Origin of the sequence: Jiella sonneratiae (assembly GCF_017353515.1) — a bacterium.
GTDB classification, from domain to species: Bacteria; Pseudomonadota; Alphaproteobacteria; order Rhizobiales; family Rhizobiaceae; genus Jiella; species Jiella sonneratiae.
Genome location: NZ_JAFMPY010000014.1, coordinates 72,108 through 87,388, shown reverse-complemented (window position 1 = coordinate 87,388; position 15,281 = coordinate 72,108). Strand labels below are relative to the sequence as shown.

Genomic DNA, 15,281 nt, shown 5'->3' with positions numbered 1-15,281 from the left:
GACGGCGCGGTCAGCGCTCGCCCGTCCCCTCGAACACCATGGGCGGCTCGCCGGAAAAGTCGACGGTCACCGCATCGCCGGGGCGGATTCCCCGGGCCTGTTCCAGCGTCAGCCGCGCGGTGATCGTGTGGGGCGCGCAGTCGACGACGAAACGCACGGCATCGCCGAGGAACAGCGCTTCCGTGACGATGCCGCGCCATTCTCCTTCCCCAGACCGGCCATTGCCGGCGGCGGTCAGGCGCACGTGCTCGACCCGCGCCACCACGTCGACCGGCCCGGCCGGAAGCTCGCCCGTCTCGACCGCGAGCGGCCGCCCGGCGGCGTCGCGCAGGAGCGCGCCGTCACCCAGCGTCATCGGCAGGACGTTCACCTCGCCGAGGAATTCCGCGACGAAGCGCGAGCCGGACTTCAGATAGATGCTTTCCGGCGGCGCGTCCTGGACGATCCGCCCCGCCCGCATGACGACGATGCGGTCGGACATCGTCAGCGCCTCGGAGCGGTCGTGGGTCACGCAGATCATCGTCGTGCCGATCTCGCGGTGGATGCGCCTGAGTTCGAGCTGCATCTCCTCGCGCAGCACCCGGTCGAGCGCCGACAGCGGCTCGTCGAGGAGGAGGACGTCCGGCTCGAAGACGAGGGCGCGGGCGAGCGCCACGCGCTGCTGCTGGCCGCCGGACAGTTCGCTCGGCCGCCGCGCCCCGTATCCGGAAAGCCGCACCAGCTCCAGCGCCTCGCCCACCCGCCGCTCCGCCTCGGCGGCCGGGATCCGGCGCACGCGCAGCGGATAGCCGACGTTCTGGGCCACCGAGAGATGCGGAAACAGCGAGTAGTTCTGGAACACCATGCCGATGTTGCGGCGGTTCATCGGGACGGCGGAGACGTCGCGGCCGGCGATCGAGAGCCGCCCGGCGTCGGGCCGCGACATGCCGGCGATGGCGCGCAGGCAGGTGGTCTTGCCGCTGCCGCTCGGGCCGAGCAGGGTCAGGAACTCGCCTTCGGCGATGTCGAGGCTGACATCGTCGAGGGCGACCACGTCGCCATAGGTCTTGGAGATCGATTCCAGCCGAACGAAGCTTAAGTCTCCGGCCGACTTCGCTGCCCTATTCGCTGCCATGGTCAGGCGTCTTTCCCGCCGAGAAGCGGTATCTTGAGGGAGGTGGTCCGCGACAGGGTGAGCGCCGCCGTCAGTCCGAGGACGAGGACGGCGATGAGCAGCGAGGCGATCACCGCCGGCGCCGAGGTCAGCTCTTCCTGGAGCGCCAGGAACATGCGCACCGGGACGGTGACGTTGGTGCCCGCGATGAACAGCGGCAGCACCAGATTGTCGAAGGCGTGCAGGAAGCCGTAGACGAAGGCGACGACGAGGCCCGGCGCGATCAGCGGCAGCACGATCTCCTTCAGGAGCCGGGCGCGCGAGGCCCCGCACATGGTGGCGGCGTGCTCGATGTTGACGTCGACCTGGCGCACGATGGTCGAGAGGATGACGACCACGAGGCCGACGCAGGAGGCCGCCTGGCCGAGCACGATCGCTTCCGCCGTGCCGGCGATGCCGATCCGGTTGGCGAAGATGAAGTAGCTGATCGCGATGACGATCTCCGGCAGCACCACGGGTACCACGAGGAGCGCCGTCGCGGCCGCGGCGAAGGCGGCCTTGCCGCGCGCGAAGCCGTAGGCGGCGAGCGCGCCGAGCGCCGTCGCGATCAGGGCGTCGAGCAGGGCATAGACGACGCTTCGCTTCAACGGCTGCATCCAGGAGGGATCGCTCAGCGTGGAAGCGTAGCCGTCGAGGGTGAAAAAGGCGGGCGGGAAGGTGATCTGCCGCTCGGGGCCGAAGGAAAAGGCGAAGACGACGAGCTCGGGGGCGAGAAGGAAGGCGAGCACCAGGGCCGCCGCGATCCGCCAGCCCCAGGTCCACAGGGCGTCGGGCAGGCGGTCGAGCGCCGGCTGGACCGTGCGGGCGAAGAGCGCCTGGCCGCGGCCGACGGCGCGGCCCCTGCCGGCGCGCGCGCCGACTTTGCGCAAGGCCGCGAAGACGAGGGCGGGAAGGGCGGCTGCGACCAGCATGACCACCGCCATGGCGCCCGACAGGTTCCAGTTGAGGAGCGAGGTCGCCTGTTCGACGACGAGCTGGGCGAAGAGCAGGCCGCGGGTTCCCCCGAGGGTCGCGGGAATGACGTAGGCGCCGAGCGCCAGGATGTAGACGAGCGAGGCGGCCGAGGCCATCGCCGCCGCCGACTGCGGCAGGAACACCGTCAGGAAGGCCTCGACCCGCGAGGCGCCGAGGCTGGCCGCGACGGTGCGCTGTAGCGGGTCGATCTTCTCGAGCCCCGACCAGAGCGTCAGAACGGCGATCGGCAGGAGGATGTGGGTCATGCCGACATAGGTGCCGAAGTCGCTGTGGCCGAGCAGCATGGGCTCGGAGACGAGGCCGAGCCCGGTCAGTGCGTCGTTGACCGGCCCTTCGATGGCGAGCAGCGCCGCCCAGGCATAGGTGCGCACGATCACCGAGGTGAGATAGGGAAGGACGACGAGGCCGATGAGCACGGTCTTCAGCCCGCCGCGCGCCTTGGTCAGCGCGAAGGCCATCGGATAGGCGAGGACGAGGCAGATCGCCGTCACGGTGACGGCGGCGAGCAGCGTGCGGCCGAGCACGATGAAGAAGGTCGTGCTGGCCAGCAGCCGCTGGAACTGGATGAACGAGAATTCGCCCTTGGCGATCACGCCCTGGAAGAGAAAGTCCGCCAGCGGCCAGATCGCGAAGACGCCGACGAAGATCAGCGCCGGCAGCCCGAGCAGGATCGGACTGGCGAGCGCCAGTCTGAGGCGGGGCAGGCGCGGGGCGCGCGCCTGCCGTTCGTGTCGTCGGGTCGCAGCCATGGCGTCGGGCCGTCAGCGGGCGCGGAACTGGTTCCAGCGGTCGAGCGTCAAGGCGAGATTGCTCTGCCCGAGGTCGCCTTCGGCGCTGTAGTAGTCGTAGCCGAGCGTGCGGTAGTTCTCGGGATGGGCGCCGGAAAACGGCATGTAGGCCGACTGCTCGGGCGAGAACTGCTTCAGCACCTCCTGGGACGGCACGACGATGCCGTAATTGGTGAGCTCGGTGTATTTCTTCTGGTTTTCCGGCCGGAACCACCATGCGAAGAAGGCCTGGCCGGCATCCTCGCCGTTCGGGCCCTTGGCCATGACGACGCCGAGCTGGCGGGTGACGGCGGTTCCCGGAGGGGCCGCGAGCTTGATGTCCTGGCCGGCGGCGATGGCGCTGAGCGCGGCCGGGGCGTAGGACCAGGTCATCACCGTGTCGCCGTTGACGAGGTCCTGGATGCCCTTCGGCGCATTGTCCCACAGGACGATGTCCTTGGCGACCTTGTCGAGGACGGCGAAGGCGGCGTCGTAGTCGAGCGGGTAGAGCTTCGCCGGGTCCTTGCCGCTGGCGATCAGCGCGTATTCGATGTCGATCGGCACGCCGAGGCCGCCCGATGCCATGCCGCGGTTGCCGGGATATTTCTTCGTGTCGAAGAAGTCGCCCCAGGTCTTCGGCGGGTTGTCGGCGAGCGCCTTGCCGTAGACCATCAGCGCGGCGGTGTCCTGGGAGACGGCGTAGTCGTCGCCGATCAGCTTGGCCTCCTGCATGCCGGCCAGCGTTTCCTTCTTCCAGCCCGACGTGTCGATGCCGGCATAGATGCCGTCGCCCTTGGTCAGGGCGAAGACGTCGCTGCCGACGCCGAGCGCGACGTCGAAATCGACGTTGCCGGTGCGCGCGGCGAGCTGCATCTTGGCGCCGTAATCGGTGTCCGACATGGTGATGCCGGTGGCCTTCACGCCGGTCTCGGCGGTGTAGTCCTTGAGGATCGCCTCGACGGCCTGGCCGTTGATGCCGGCGGCATGGGCCACCACCACGGCGTTCTGGGCGGCGGCGACGCCCGGCGCGACCAGGGCCGCGAGGCCGAGCGTTCCGGCCAGCCGGATGAGGGTGCGCCGGTGCCAGCCGGCCTTTGCGTCATGCGTCTTCATGGTTTCTCCTCCCATCGTTGAACTCGGGCAGCCTTCAGCGGCGGGCTACCACTCCGCGGTCCTGATCGGCCGGGGCCATTCCGTCGCCTCGAGGACGTCGATCAGGAGATCCTTCATCCGCTCCCGGTCGTCGCGCCGGGCGGGATCGTGAAAGAGGTTGACGGTTTCGTCCGGATCGGCCGCGAGGTCGTAGAGTTCGCCGTCGCGCGTCCGGTCGGTCGCCGGGCTGCCGTGCCAGATCACCAGCTTCATCGAGCCGTGGCGCAGCATGGTGGTGTGGACCGCCGGCGTCGCGCCGTGGCCGCTGTCGCGATATTCGCAAAGGGCCCAGTCGCGGTGGCCGGCCGCCGCGCCCGCGGCCGGCTCGGCGACGAGCGGCATCAGGCTCTCGCCCTGCACCGAAAGGGCGTCCCGCATCCCGCTGACGTCGAGCAGCGTCGCCGTCAGGTCGATGTTCTGGACGATCCGGCCGATCCTCTGGCCGGCGCCGATCGCGGGCGGCCAGTGCAGGATCAGCGGCACCCGGACCACCGGCTCGTAGAGCATCGGGCCCTTCAGCATGATGGCGTGGTCGCCGAGCATCTCGCCGTGGTCGCTGGTGAAGACGACCAGCGTGTTGTCGAGCTGGCCGGTGGCTTGAAGGACGTCGAGGATCCGCCCGACCTCGGCGTCGATCATCGAGACCATGGCGTAGTAGCCGGCCCGCGCCTCGCGCAGCTCCGCCTCGCTGTATTCGGCAAAGCCCGGAGCATGGCCGCCATAGGATTTGGCGTGATATTCGCGCTGGACCGCGGGCTTTGCCGCGAGTTCCCCGGCGCTGCCCACCGGCAGCGGCAGGGCGGCGGCGTCGTAGAGCGCCCGGAACGGCTCGGGTGCGCCGAAGGGATGGTGCGGGTCGAAGAAGTTGGCCATGAAGTAGAAGGGCCGGTCGCGCGCCTCGCCGATGAAGGCGATCGCCTCCTCGGCGATCCAGTGGCTGTAATGGGCCTCGACCGGCAGCGTGTCGGCGAGTGTCGCACCCTTGGCGACGTTGCCGGCCTCGGCCGGGGCGTCCGCCCGCGCGGTGACGAGTTCGGCGTAGATCTCCGGGTGATTGGCCTTCAGCCAGAGATGGTAGCTGTTCTGCGGCGAGCGGTGGATCGGATCGTGCGACCAGCGATAGACCCGGTAGCCGTCGTCGAGGCGCGGCTCGTCGCCGTTGGCGCAGGGCGCCAGATGCTGCTTGCCGGCCATGCCGCAGTCGTAGCCGCCGTCGGCGAGCACCTTGGAAATCAGCGGCAGCGCCTCGGGCAGCGCCACGCCGTTCGCCCACAGGCCGTGATTGTGCGGATAAAGCCCGGTCGCGAAGCTCGCCCGCGACGGGCTGCAGATCGGATTCTGGACGTAGCAGGTCTCGAACATCGCGCCGGCGGCGGCCAGCCGGTCGAGGTTCGGCGTCAGGATGTCGGGATTGCCGGCACAGCCGAGCGCGTCGAAGCGCTGCTGGTCGGTCATCAGAAGAAGGATGTTCGGTCGCGGCGCGAGAGCCGAAGCTGCCATGGTCCTCACCTTGCTCATATGAGCTTTTTTCTGATCATATGAGCGGCATTTGCGCGACAAGTCAACGCCGCCCGGCTATGAATCCGTCGCGACGGCCGGATTGCCGGCGATTGCAGTCGGCGGGCTGCGGGAGTATGCGCTCATATGAGCGCGAACGGGGGATGGGTGCGTGAACCGGCCAGCGACATCGGACGACCAGGACCGCTTTGCCGAGCACATCCTCGCCACCACCGTCGCCCGGCGGTACTACTGCGACGGCAAGACCAAGTCGGAGATCGCCGGGGAACTGGCGATGAGCCGCTTCCGGGTGGCGCGCATCCTCGAAAAGGCGCTGCGGGACGGCATCGTGCGGATCGAGTTCTCGCATCCGGCGGGCCATGTCCAGTACGACCTGTCGAGCGCCCTGAAGACGCGCTTCGGCCTGAAGAACGCGATCGTCGTCGACGACCATGGCGGCGACGTCGAGCTGATCCTCGACAGCATGGGCGAGGTCGCCGCGGCGCTGTTGCGGGAGATCTCGGGGCCGCAGGAGGTGCTCGGCTTCGCCTGGACGCGGGTGCTCGAGGCGATGAGCCGGCATCTGAAACCGCTGCAGGCGAAGGCGATCGTCCAGCTCGGCGGCGCCTGGCCGGGGGCGGGCACCAGCCGCACCTCGGTTGACCTCGTGCGCGACCTCGCGGTGTTGACGCGGGGCAGGGCCTACACCTTCTACGCGCCGCTGGTGGCGAGCGACGCCCATGCCGCCGAGGCGATCCGCCGCCAGCCGGACGTCCTGGCGGCAAAGGCGATGTTTTCGGCCGTGACGCTCGCCATCGTCGGCCTCGGCGCCTGGCGCGAGGGCGCCTCGTCGCTCTGGCCGGCGCTGTCGCCCGAGGCGCGCGCGCGGGTCACAGCCCGCGGCGCCGTCGCCGAGATCTGCGGCATGACGCTCGACGGCGACGGCCGTCCGGTCGCAACGGACCTGTCGGAGATGTCGATCGGCATCAGCGCCGAGGAGCTGTCGGCCTGCCCGGACGTCCTGGCGCTCGCCTTCGGCACCGAGAAGACCGCGGCGATCCTCGCCGCCATCAGGGGCGGCGTCGTCAAGTCGCTGATCACCCACGCCGCCGTCGCGCGGGCCCTGCTCGACGGTCCGGCCGCGGCGTGACGCCGGCGTCCCGGCCGATTTGTCGAATTTCGATGCGAAGCGGGAAATGGTGCCCCAAGCCGGACTCGAACCAGCGACCTACGCATTACGAATGCGTTGCTCTACCAACTGAGCTATTGGGGCATGCCGAAACTGCCGCGGGCAGCGCCCGATGCCGCCGCCCTGATACCGGCAAAAGCCGGCCGGTTCAAGCGTAAATCCGGCGCGCCGCAACGCTCCGGCAAGCTTTGATCCGGGCGTCGCCGGTGAGATAGGGGCCGGGCAAAAGTCGCCTCGGTCATGAACCGGCTTGGCCGGTCGCTGCATTGCCGAGGCGGACGTCGACCCCGCGGCAAGGCCCGCAGGTCCCGAACTGCGCGCGTGCGGCCCGGCTTTGCGCCGGACCGACCGTCCGGGGCCGCCTCGGCCGGAAAGGCCCGCATCTTAAAAAAAGAGACCGGGAACAACAGCGCGGTCGCGCGAATCCGCGTGCGGGAAAGACCGGCGATCACCGTTCGGACGTCGGAGACGATCGCCCTGCCGATGACTGCCAGTTGCTGCCAGTGACTGCCGATCACGGGCCTCGCTCCTTGCGCCCTTCGCCGGCAAGGGCGATCTTGAGGCTCCGATGACCGATCTCTTCCCGCCTATCCCCGTCACCCCCTCGCTCTTTGCCGACCCGCCGCCGCGCCGGGTGCGGGTCATCGACACCGAGACCGCCGGCCGGCGGCTCGAGGAGGACGCGGTGATCGAGATCGGCTCGGTCGACCTCGATCTCCTCACGGGTGAAATCTGCAGCCCGATGCAGAGCTTCTGCGATCCCGCCGGCGTCGCGATCGACCCGCATGCCAGAAAGGTGCACCGGATCACCGACGAGATGCTGGCCGGCGCGCCGCCTTTCCACGACGCCGCCGCGCCGTTCCGCACGGCAGAGGTCTTCGCCGCCCAGCGGGCCGAGTTCGACCGCCCGCGCCTCCGATTCTCCGGTCGCTGGCTCTGCACCCACAAGCTGGCGCTCAGAGCCTTCCCGACACTCCGGGCGCATGGGCTGCAGAGCCTCGTCAAATACGTGCCCCTCGATCTCTCGCCGGTCGAACACCTGCTTTCCGGCCTCAATCCGCACCGGGCGCTCTACGACGCGGTCTGCACGGCGGTGCTCCTGCGGAAGATCGCCGAGACGCTGATGCCGCGCTGTCACGACCTCGCCGACTTCCTCGACCGCGCGGAGAAAGCCTCGGCCGAGCCGGCGCTGCTCGCCAGGCTCCGCTTCGGCCGGCACAAGGGCGTGCCGATCGCCGAGGTGCCGGACGACTATCTCGACTGGCTGACCCGCGAACCCGGCATGAGTGCCGACGCGGTGTTCACCGCGCGGCATCACCTGAAGCTGCGCGGCATCAGGGGCGCCCGCGCCCTGCCGCCCCAGGGCCCCGCCGCGGCCTTGGGGTAGACGTCCGGGCCGAACGGTCGGCGCGGGCCGGCGCCGGCCGGGGCGCTGCTTGAACCGCGGCCGGCGCGGCGCATCTTGAGGTGCGATGAAAGCCTTCGCCGATCTCCTCGACGCCCTCGTCCTGCAGCCTTCGCGAAACGGCAAGCTGCGGCTCATCGTCGAGCATTTCCGCGCCGTCGCGGATCCCGAGCGGGGCTATGCGCTCGCCGCCATCACCGGCGACCTCGACGTCAAGAGCGTCAAGCCGGCGATGCTGCGCGATCTCGTCACCGCCCGCATGGACGAGGTGCTGTTCCGCTATTCCTACGACTATGTCGGCGATCTCGCCGAGACGATCGCGCTGGTCTGGCCGGAGGGGGACGGGTATCAGGCAACGGCAGCGCCGCACCCCCCTCTGCCTGCCGGCATCTCCCCCACAAGGGGGGAGATCGGAGGAGCCACCGACGCTGCTCCGGTCGATCAGCGGTCGCGGCTGCCTGAGGCCTCCGGAGCATCTGCGCCCGAAACTCCCGCCGATAGGTCGGAGGCGCGGGGCCAAGCCGCTGCCGATCTCCCCCCTTGTGGGGGAGATGCCCGGCAGGGCAGAGGGGGGTACGACGGCGCGGCGCAGGCCGGCATGGATGCCCCATCACTCGCCGAGATCGTCGCCCGGCTCGATGCCGCGACGCGGCAGGAGGGCCCGAAGCTCGTCGAGGCCTGGCTCGACCGGCTCGACGCCTCGGGCCGCTATGCGCTGTTGAAGCTCGTGACGGGTGCGCTGCGGATCGGGGTTTCGGCGCGGCTCGCCAAGCAGGCCCTGGCGGATTTCGGCGGCAGGGAGGTCGCCGAGATCGAGGAGCTCTGGCACGGTCTGGAGCCGCCCTACGAGGCGCTGTTCGCCTGGCTGGAGGGGCGCGGCGAAAAGCCCGTCTCCGCCGCACTTGCGCCGTTCCGCCCGGTGATGCTGTCGCAGCCGCTGGAGGAACCGGACCACGGGCTGATCGACCCGGCCGTCTACGCCGCCGAGTGGAAATGGGACGGCATCCGCGTCCAGGCGAGCGCCGCAGGCGGCGTCCGGCGGCTCTATTCGCGCAGCGGCGACGACATTTCCGGCGCCTTTCCGGACCTTGTCGACTTCATGACCTTCGAGGGGACGCTCGACGGCGAGCTTCTCGTCGCCGAGACCGCGCCGAAAAGCGGGGCGCCGAAGATTTCGGGCGGAGAGGCGCGCGCGGACGACATCGTCGCCGCCACATTCTCCGATCTCCAGCAGCGGCTGAACCGCAAGACCGTCTCGGCCGCCGTCCTGAAGCGGTATCCGGTCTTCCTCAGATGCTACGACCTCCTGGTGGACGGGGAGGAGGACATCCGGCCGTTCACCCTCGCCGAGCGCCGGGAGCGGCTCGCCGCGTTCGTCGAGAGGCTGGAGCCGACGCGGTTCGACCTGTCGCCGCTGGTGCCTTTCGCCGATTTCGAAAGGCTCGCGGCGCTGCGCGCGGCGCCGCCGCATCCGGTGATCGAGGGGCTGATGCTGAAGCGCCTCGACTCCGCCTATGTGCCCGGCCGGCCGAAGGGGCCCTGGTTCAAGTGGAAGAAGGACCCGCATCTGATCGACGCCGTGCTGATGTACGCCCAGCGCGGCCACGGCAAGCGCTCGAGCTACTATTCCGACTATACGTTCGGGGTCTGGTCGGGGCCGCGGGAAGAGCCGGAGCTGGTGCCCGTCGGCAAGGCCTATTTCGGCTTCACCGACGCGGAACTGAAGCAGCTCGACAGATACATCCGCGACAACACGATCGAGCGCTTCGGCCCGGTCCGGTCGGTGCGGGCGGAGCCGGAGCACGGCCTCGTCATCGAGGTCGCCTTCGAGGGCCTCGCCCGCTCCAACCGTCACAAGTCCGGCGTCGCCATGCGCTTTCCCCGCGTCTCGCGCCTCAGATGGGACAAGCCGGCCTTCGAGGCCGACCGGATCGAGACGCTGACGGCGATGCTGCGGGATTGACACCAAGAGGCATTGAAAATGACCCTTGGTTCCAAATCCGGATTTTCATCAAACGTCTGGCTTCGGTGTGAAAATCCGGATGTGTTCAACGGGCGAACGCATCAGCGTCTTCGCCCGTTGCCATGACGTCGCGCCCGGCGCTGCAAGCGAACGCATCCTCCGACGCCTCCCGGCGCTTGCATCGCCCCGGCCCGCCGCCTACCTGCGGGAACTGAGGGACGACGCCGAAGGAACGCCGCCGCAATGTCAGAGACCATTCACCGATTTCTGGGAGGATCGCCGATCGGCGTCGCCTTCCGGCTGATCCTGATCTCGATCCTCGTCGGCTTCATCCTGTCCTGGCTGAACTGGAGCCCCCACGACGTGATCGACTGGGTGGTGCGCAGCGTCGAATGGGCGTGGCGCTCGCTGTTCGGCTCGTTCGAGCGCGCCTTCTACTATTTCCTCCTCGGCGCGGCGATCGTCGTTCCGGTCTTCCTGATCTCGCGGCTGGTGAAGGTCGGCCGGCGATAGGCGCTCCGCACGCTCCGGCCCGGCAGAATCGCCCGGGCCGGCGCTCCGACCTTTCGGCGTTCAGGCGGCGCTGCGCCTCAAAATCCTCACCGGCACCGATTTCGCCGCCGGCACATGCGCCCGGCGCGAATGGTGCCAGAGCGGGATGAGGGCGTTCAGCTCGGGATAGTAGCCGGCGCAGTTGCCTTTCGGCAGCTGCCATTCGTGCACGAGGTAGTTCTCGACCCGCCGCGTCACGCCGTCCTCGGCATGGGTCTCGAGGTCGACGCGGTCGCGATCTGTCAGGCCGAGGCGCCGCATGTCCTCGGCATTCATCAGGATCACCATTCGCGTGCCTTTGACGCCGCGCAGACGGTCGTCATAGCCGTAGACCGTCGTGTTGAACTGGTCGTTGGACCGCACGGTGATCAGCTTCAGGACATCCTGCGCGGTCGTATCGATGTCCGGGTCGACGTCGAAGCTTTCCGGGGTGAGGAAGTTCGCCTTGCCGGTCTCTGTCCGCCATTCGCGCTTCGAGGCGCCGATGTCGCGGTGGAAGCCGCCGGGCGTCGCCATGCGGCGGTTGAAGTCGCGGAAATCGTCGGGATAGGCCCGCTCGATCGCATCGCGCACCCGGCCGTAATCGGCGGCCCAGGCGTCCCAGGGCACGCTGGAGCGGCCCGGCACGGTGGCCTTAGCGAGTTCCGCGACGATCTTCGGCTCGGAGAGCAGCTCGCGCGAGGCCGGCTCGGTCTTGCCGAAGGAGGCATGGATGCAGGCGGTCGAATCCTCCACCGAGACGATCTGCTCGACGCCGTGCTGGCTGTCGCGCTCCAGCCGGCCGAGGCAGGGCAGGATGTAGCTCTTCTCGCTGGCGAGGAGATGCGTGCGGTTGAGTTTCGTCGAGATCTGGACGTTGAGCCGCATGTTTTTCCAGGCCGCCTCGACCTTGCCGGTCTCGGGCACGGCCCGCGCGAGATTGCCGCCGAGGCAGACGAAGCCCTTGACCGAGCCGTCGATCAGGCCTTCGCAGGCCTTCACGGTGTCGAGGCCGTCCTCCTTCGGGACGGTGAAGTCGTAGAACGCCTCGAACTTCTCGACCGGGATCAGCTTCAGCTTCTCGGTGATGCCGACGGTGCGCTGGCCCTGCACGTTGGAGTGCCCGCGAATGGGCGAGATGCCGGCGCCCTCTCTCCCCATCATGCCGCGCATCAGGAGAAGATTGACCAGCATCTGGACGTTCTCGATGCCGTGCCGGTGCTGGGTGAGCCCCATGCCGTAATTGGCGATGACCTTGTCGGCCCTGGCATAGGTGCGGGCGACATGTTCGAGCTCGTCGCGCGGGATGCCGGAGCAGCGGGCGATCTGATCCCACTCGGCGGCGCGGACGAAAGTCTCGAATTCCGCGAAGCCGTGGCAGTGCTCTTCGATGAAGGCGGTGTCGAGAACGCGGCTGCCACCCGTCGCCTTCGCCGCGTCGTCGAGGGCGAAGACCGCCTTGGCAATGCCGGTCATCGCCGCGACGTCGCCGCCGACGCGCACCTGGTAGTAGTCGCTCGACATCTTCGTCCCGTCGTCGGGCGAAAGCATTTCGAGCGGATTCTGCGGGCTCTTGAAGCGCATCAGCCCGCGCTCCTGCAGCGGGTTGAAGGTAATCACCGGGGCGCCGCGCTTCCTCGCCTTCTGCACCCAGTGGAGCAGCCGGGGGGCATTGGTGCCGGTGTTGTGCCCGAAGAAGAACATCATGTCGCAGGCGTCGAAGTCTTCGAGCGTCACGGTGCCGACCGGCGAGCCGATCGACTCCGGCAGGCCGACCGAGGTCGACTCGTGGCACATGTTGGATGAATCAGGCAGGTTGTTCGAGCCGTAGATCCGCGCGAAGAGCTGCCACATGTGCGAGGCCTCCAGCGAGGCCCGGCCGGAGACGTAGAAGACCACCGAATTCGGGTCGAGGCCGTTGAGCTCGGCGGCGATGTCGCGGAAGGCGTCTTCCCACTTCACCGGAACGTACTGGTCGAGGCTCCGGTCGTATTTCATCGGGGTGGTCAGCCGCCCCTGCTTCTCGAGGTCGTGGTCGGTCCATTCGAGCAGTTCCGACACGCGGTGCCTGGCGAAGAATTCCCGGTCGCAGCGCTTCGGGGTGATCTCCCACATCGTCGCCTTGGCGCCGTTCTCGCAATATTCGAAGGGCTTGGGATCGGCGGGCTTGGCCCAGGAGCAGGAGACGCACTGATAGCCGTCCGGCTTGTTCTGGTGCTGCATCGTCGCCCAGACCGTCGAGGCGAGGAGTCCCTCTTCGGAAGCCTTACTCACCAGCGACTTGACGGAACCCCAGCCGCCCGTCGGCTCGTCATAGGGTTCGATCCGCGGCTTGTCGGTGTTTTCCGAGCGATCCATGGCGCCGTCCTCTGCACATCGGATGGCCGCCCGGGAGTTTTTCGAACGGCTCCAGAAACGGCAACTCGTGCGGCGGGCGTGGGTTGCAAGCGATCCGCCGAAAACTCGCGAGCCGGGGCCCGACCTTTCAGAAGGGGCCCGACCTTTCTGAAACGGTCAGCGATGCACGGCGAGCCGCGTTGCGGGCGACAGGCGGGGGGCGAGCCGCCGCATGTCGGCCGGGGCGATCGCGACGCATCCCGCCGTCGGCGGATAGCCCGGCTTTGCGACATGCAGGAAGATCGCGCTGCCCCTGCCGCGGGCGCGGCGGGCAAGGTTCCAGTCGAGCACCGCGACGACGTCGTAGAGGCGGTCGTCGCGCGCAAGGCTTTCGTGGCTCGCCGCAAAGGGCAGCCGGACGGGACGGTTGTAGGCGGCATGGGTCGGTTCGTCGCACCAGCCGTCGATGCCGGGCCGCACGCGTCGCGTCGGCAGCGTCGTCTGCGGCCGCGGCATCCTGCCGCCACGATGCCACAGGGCGACGAGCCGCATGGTGGCGACGGGCGTCGCGCCGTCGCCTTCGCGCTTCAGGACCGTCGTTCCCGCGCGGCCGAGCGCGCAGGGGATGCGCCACGGGCCGGCCGCGAGAATGCCGCGGCGCATGTCGCCGGGGGCGCGACGCACGGTGAGGCGGCTGATCGTGCCCGCCAAGACAAATCGTTCCCTGTCTTTCTGCAACAGTGTTGTCCTACTCTCGCGATCCCTATGTTACAATCGATCGGGGCGAGCTTGCGTCCCAGGGCTGGTGGCACGCGAACGGTTAGGGATGAGCGCGAGAAGCATATTGATCGTCGACGACGACGACGACCTGAGAGAGACGCTGGCCGAGCAGCTTTCCCTGCATGAGGAATTCAACGTTCTGCAGGAGAACACGGCCGCCAAGGGGATCGCGGCGGCGCGGGGCGGCCTGATCGACCTCGTGGTGATGGATGTCGGCCTGCCGGACATGGATGGCCGCGAGGCCGTCAAGGTGCTGCGCAAGGGCGGCTTCAAGGCCCCGATCATCATCCTCACCGCCCAGGACGCCGATTCCGACACCATCCTCGGCCTCGAGGCGGGTGCCAACGACTACGTCACCAAGCCATTCCGCTTCGCCGTGCTGCTCGCCCGCATCCGTGCGCAGCTTCGCCAGCACGACCAGAGCGAGGACGCGACCTTTCAGGTCGGCCCCTACGTCTTCAGGCCGAGCCAGAAGGTTCTGATCGACGAGAAGGGCGGCAAGATCCGGCTGACCGAGAAGGAGACCGCGATCATCCGCTACCTCTATCGCGCCGACCGGAAGGTGATCACCCGCGACGTGCTGCTCGAAGAGGTCTGGGGCTACAATTCCGGCGTCACCACCCACACGCTCGAGACCCATGTCTATCGCCTGCGCCAGAAGATCGAGCCGGACCCGTCCAATGCCCGGCTGCTGGTCACCGAGGCGGGCGGCTACAAGCTGATGCCTTAGGCGGCAGCGCCGTCGCGCCCCCAGGCAGCGCGGCACCAGGACGGGGACCTGGACCAGGCGCCGGCCCATCGTCGCGGAGCGCGCCGGGGCAGGGCGGCGCGCTGGTCCAGCCGGACATTTTCGGTGCATCCGGCCCCGTGTCGGGCCTCCGGCATTGCGACAGCTCTTGCCCGCGCGTTCACCATTCCTCTACCAATCCCGTTCACGATAACCTCGCCGTTCATCCGCGGCGAAGGCCCCGCGACGCTGCCGTGCCGTCCCGTCGATGGTTAACGCAGCGATGCCGGCGGTCCTTGCAACACGACGCTGCGCCCTGGTGCGGGAGAAGGTCGGTACGCCGAAACCATGAGCCTCGAGAGCGACATCGCGATCCTCAGGAAGGTCCGGCTCTTCGAAGGGCTCGAGACCGACCAGCTCCGTCTCCTGGCATTCGGCGCCGAGCACCGGCGGCTGCGGGCCGGTGAATTCGTGTTCCGGGAGAATGCCCGGGCCGATGCCGGCTTCGTCGTCGTCACCGGCGAGGTCGTCCTGATCCACGGCCGCGGCGACGACGCCAAGGTGCTCGCGCGGCACGGCCCGGGGGCGCTGCTCGGCGAGCTCTGCCTGATCACCGAGACGAGCCGGCCGGCCAGCGCCAGGACCGAGACCGCCTGCGACCTCATCCGCGTGTCGCGGGCGCTGTTCCGCCGCATGCTGGAGGAATATCCGGAATTCGCCGTCACGCTGCACCAGCGCATCCGCGACGAGCTGGAGACGATGCTCGACGACATCGAGCGGCTGGAAGACCGGTTCCGCTGAGGCG

General features: G+C 68.7%; 12 protein-coding genes and 1 tRNA gene. 6 read left to right on the top strand and 7 right to left on the bottom strand.

From position 1 onward, the window contains the following. Positions 1 to 10: 10 nt before the first annotated feature. From J1C47_RS14145 to J1C47_RS14130, 4 genes are read right to left on the bottom strand one after another with little or no spacing between them, the layout of a single operon-like run. Positions 11 to 1,114 carry an ABC transporter ATP-binding protein gene (locus tag J1C47_RS14145; RefSeq protein WP_207351417.1) on the bottom strand — a complete coding sequence of 368 codons (1,104 nt, stop codon included), beginning with the start codon at positions 1,112 to 1,114 and terminating at the stop codon, positions 11 to 13. 2 nt (positions 1,115 to 1,116) lie between these two features. Beyond that, positions 1,117 to 2,877 (bottom strand): ABC transporter permease subunit, encoded by a 1,761-nt coding sequence (locus J1C47_RS14140; protein WP_207351416.1) that lies wholly within the window; start codon positions 2,875 to 2,877, stop codon positions 1,117 to 1,119. Between the two features lie 12 nt (positions 2,878 to 2,889). After that, the gene (locus tag J1C47_RS14135; protein ID WP_207351415.1) at positions 2,890 to 4,008 is read right to left on the bottom strand and encodes an extracellular solute-binding protein; all 1,119 of its coding nucleotides are present in this window, start codon (positions 4,006 to 4,008) and stop codon (positions 2,890 to 2,892) included. Between the two features lie 45 nt (positions 4,009 to 4,053). Continuing rightward, positions 4,054 to 5,565, bottom strand: a complete 1,512-nt coding sequence (locus J1C47_RS14130; protein ID WP_207351414.1) for a sulfatase-like hydrolase/transferase — start codon at positions 5,563 to 5,565, stop codon at positions 4,054 to 4,056. Positions 5,566 to 5,716: 151 nt separating this feature from the next. On the opposite strand from J1C47_RS14130, the gene J1C47_RS14125 reads away from it, so the two are divergent. Then, the gene (locus J1C47_RS14125; RefSeq protein WP_207351413.1) at positions 5,717 to 6,694 is read left to right on the top strand and encodes a sugar-binding domain-containing protein; all 978 of its coding nucleotides are present in this window, start codon (positions 5,717 to 5,719) and stop codon (positions 6,692 to 6,694) included. 47 nt (positions 6,695 to 6,741) lie between these two features. On the opposite strand, the gene J1C47_RS14120 is transcribed toward J1C47_RS14125, so the two are convergent. Next, positions 6,742 to 6,817 (bottom strand) — tRNA-Thr (locus tag J1C47_RS14120). Between the two features lie 484 nt (positions 6,818 to 7,301). On the opposite strand from J1C47_RS14120, the gene J1C47_RS14115 reads away from it, so the two are divergent. The 3 genes from J1C47_RS14115 (at position 7,302) to J1C47_RS14105 (ending at position 10,614) form a co-directional block, all read left to right on the top strand. After that, entirely contained in the window at positions 7,302 to 8,120 is an 819-nt protein-coding gene (locus J1C47_RS14115) for an exonuclease domain-containing protein (protein ID WP_207351412.1), read from the top strand. 85 nt (positions 8,121 to 8,205) lie between these two features. Then, complete coding sequence (locus J1C47_RS14110; protein WP_207351411.1) at positions 8,206 to 10,101, top strand: cisplatin damage response ATP-dependent DNA ligase; 1,896 nt, start codon at positions 8,206 to 8,208, stop codon at positions 10,099 to 10,101. A gap of 243 nt (positions 10,102 to 10,344) precedes the next feature. Continuing rightward, on the top strand, positions 10,345 to 10,614 hold the full coding sequence (locus J1C47_RS14105; protein WP_207351410.1) for a DUF6460 domain-containing protein: 270 nt from the start codon (positions 10,345 to 10,347) through the stop codon (positions 10,612 to 10,614). Positions 10,615 to 10,674: 60 nt separating this feature from the next. On the opposite strand, the gene J1C47_RS14100 is transcribed toward J1C47_RS14105, so the two are convergent. Both J1C47_RS14100 and J1C47_RS14095 read right to left on the bottom strand, forming a co-directional pair. Further along, the gene (locus J1C47_RS14100) at positions 10,675 to 12,990 is read right to left on the bottom strand and encodes an FdhF/YdeP family oxidoreductase (RefSeq protein WP_207351409.1); all 2,316 of its coding nucleotides are present in this window, start codon (positions 12,988 to 12,990) and stop codon (positions 10,675 to 10,677) included. A gap of 156 nt (positions 12,991 to 13,146) precedes the next feature. Next, positions 13,147 to 13,632: a L,D-transpeptidase family protein gene (locus J1C47_RS14095; RefSeq protein WP_207351490.1), complete on the bottom strand. Its 486-nt coding sequence runs from the start codon at positions 13,630 to 13,632 to the stop codon at positions 13,147 to 13,149. 163 nt (positions 13,633 to 13,795) lie between these two features. On the opposite strand from J1C47_RS14095, the gene J1C47_RS14090 reads away from it, so the two are divergent. Both J1C47_RS14090 and J1C47_RS14085 read left to right on the top strand, forming a co-directional pair. Then, complete coding sequence (locus J1C47_RS14090) at positions 13,796 to 14,479, top strand: response regulator transcription factor (RefSeq protein ID WP_207351408.1); 684 nt, start codon at positions 13,796 to 13,798, stop codon at positions 14,477 to 14,479. 345 nt (positions 14,480 to 14,824) lie between these two features. Then, the gene (locus J1C47_RS14085; protein WP_207351407.1) at positions 14,825 to 15,277 is read left to right on the top strand and encodes a cyclic nucleotide-binding domain-containing protein; all 453 of its coding nucleotides are present in this window, start codon (positions 14,825 to 14,827) and stop codon (positions 15,275 to 15,277) included. Positions 15,278 to 15,281 lie beyond the last annotated feature (4 nt).

Bases quoted from the DNA above. Each gene is read 5' to 3' on its own strand.
- J1C47_RS14145 (WP_207351417.1), bottom strand. From the start codon at position 1,114: ATGGCAGCGAATAGGGCAGCGAAGTCGGCCGGAGACTTAAGCTTCGTT.
- J1C47_RS14140 (WP_207351416.1), bottom strand. From the start codon at position 2,877: ATGGCTGCGACCCGACGACACGAACGGCAGGCGCGCGCCCCGCGCCTG.
- J1C47_RS14135 (WP_207351415.1), bottom strand. From the start codon at position 4,008: ATGAAGACGCATGACGCAAAGGCCGGCTGGCACCGGCGCACCCTCATC.
- J1C47_RS14130 (WP_207351414.1), bottom strand. From the start codon at position 5,565: ATGAGCAAGGTGAGGACCATGGCAGCTTCGGCTCTCGCGCCGCGACCG.
- J1C47_RS14115 (WP_207351412.1), top strand. From the start codon at position 7,302: ATGACCGATCTCTTCCCGCCTATCCCCGTCACCCCCTCGCTCTTTGCC.
- J1C47_RS14110 (WP_207351411.1), top strand. From the start codon at position 8,206: ATGAAAGCCTTCGCCGATCTCCTCGACGCCCTCGTCCTGCAGCCTTCG.
- J1C47_RS14105 (WP_207351410.1), top strand. From the start codon at position 10,345: ATGTCAGAGACCATTCACCGATTTCTGGGAGGATCGCCGATCGGCGTC.
- J1C47_RS14100 (WP_207351409.1), bottom strand. From the start codon at position 12,990: ATGGATCGCTCGGAAAACACCGACAAGCCGCGGATCGAACCCTATGAC.
- J1C47_RS14095 (WP_207351490.1), bottom strand. From the start codon at position 13,632: ATGCGCCGCGGCATTCTCGCGGCCGGCCCGTGGCGCATCCCCTGCGCG.
- J1C47_RS14090 (WP_207351408.1), top strand. From the start codon at position 13,796: ATGAGCGCGAGAAGCATATTGATCGTCGACGACGACGACGACCTGAGA.
- J1C47_RS14085 (WP_207351407.1), top strand. From the start codon at position 14,825: ATGAGCCTCGAGAGCGACATCGCGATCCTCAGGAAGGTCCGGCTCTTC.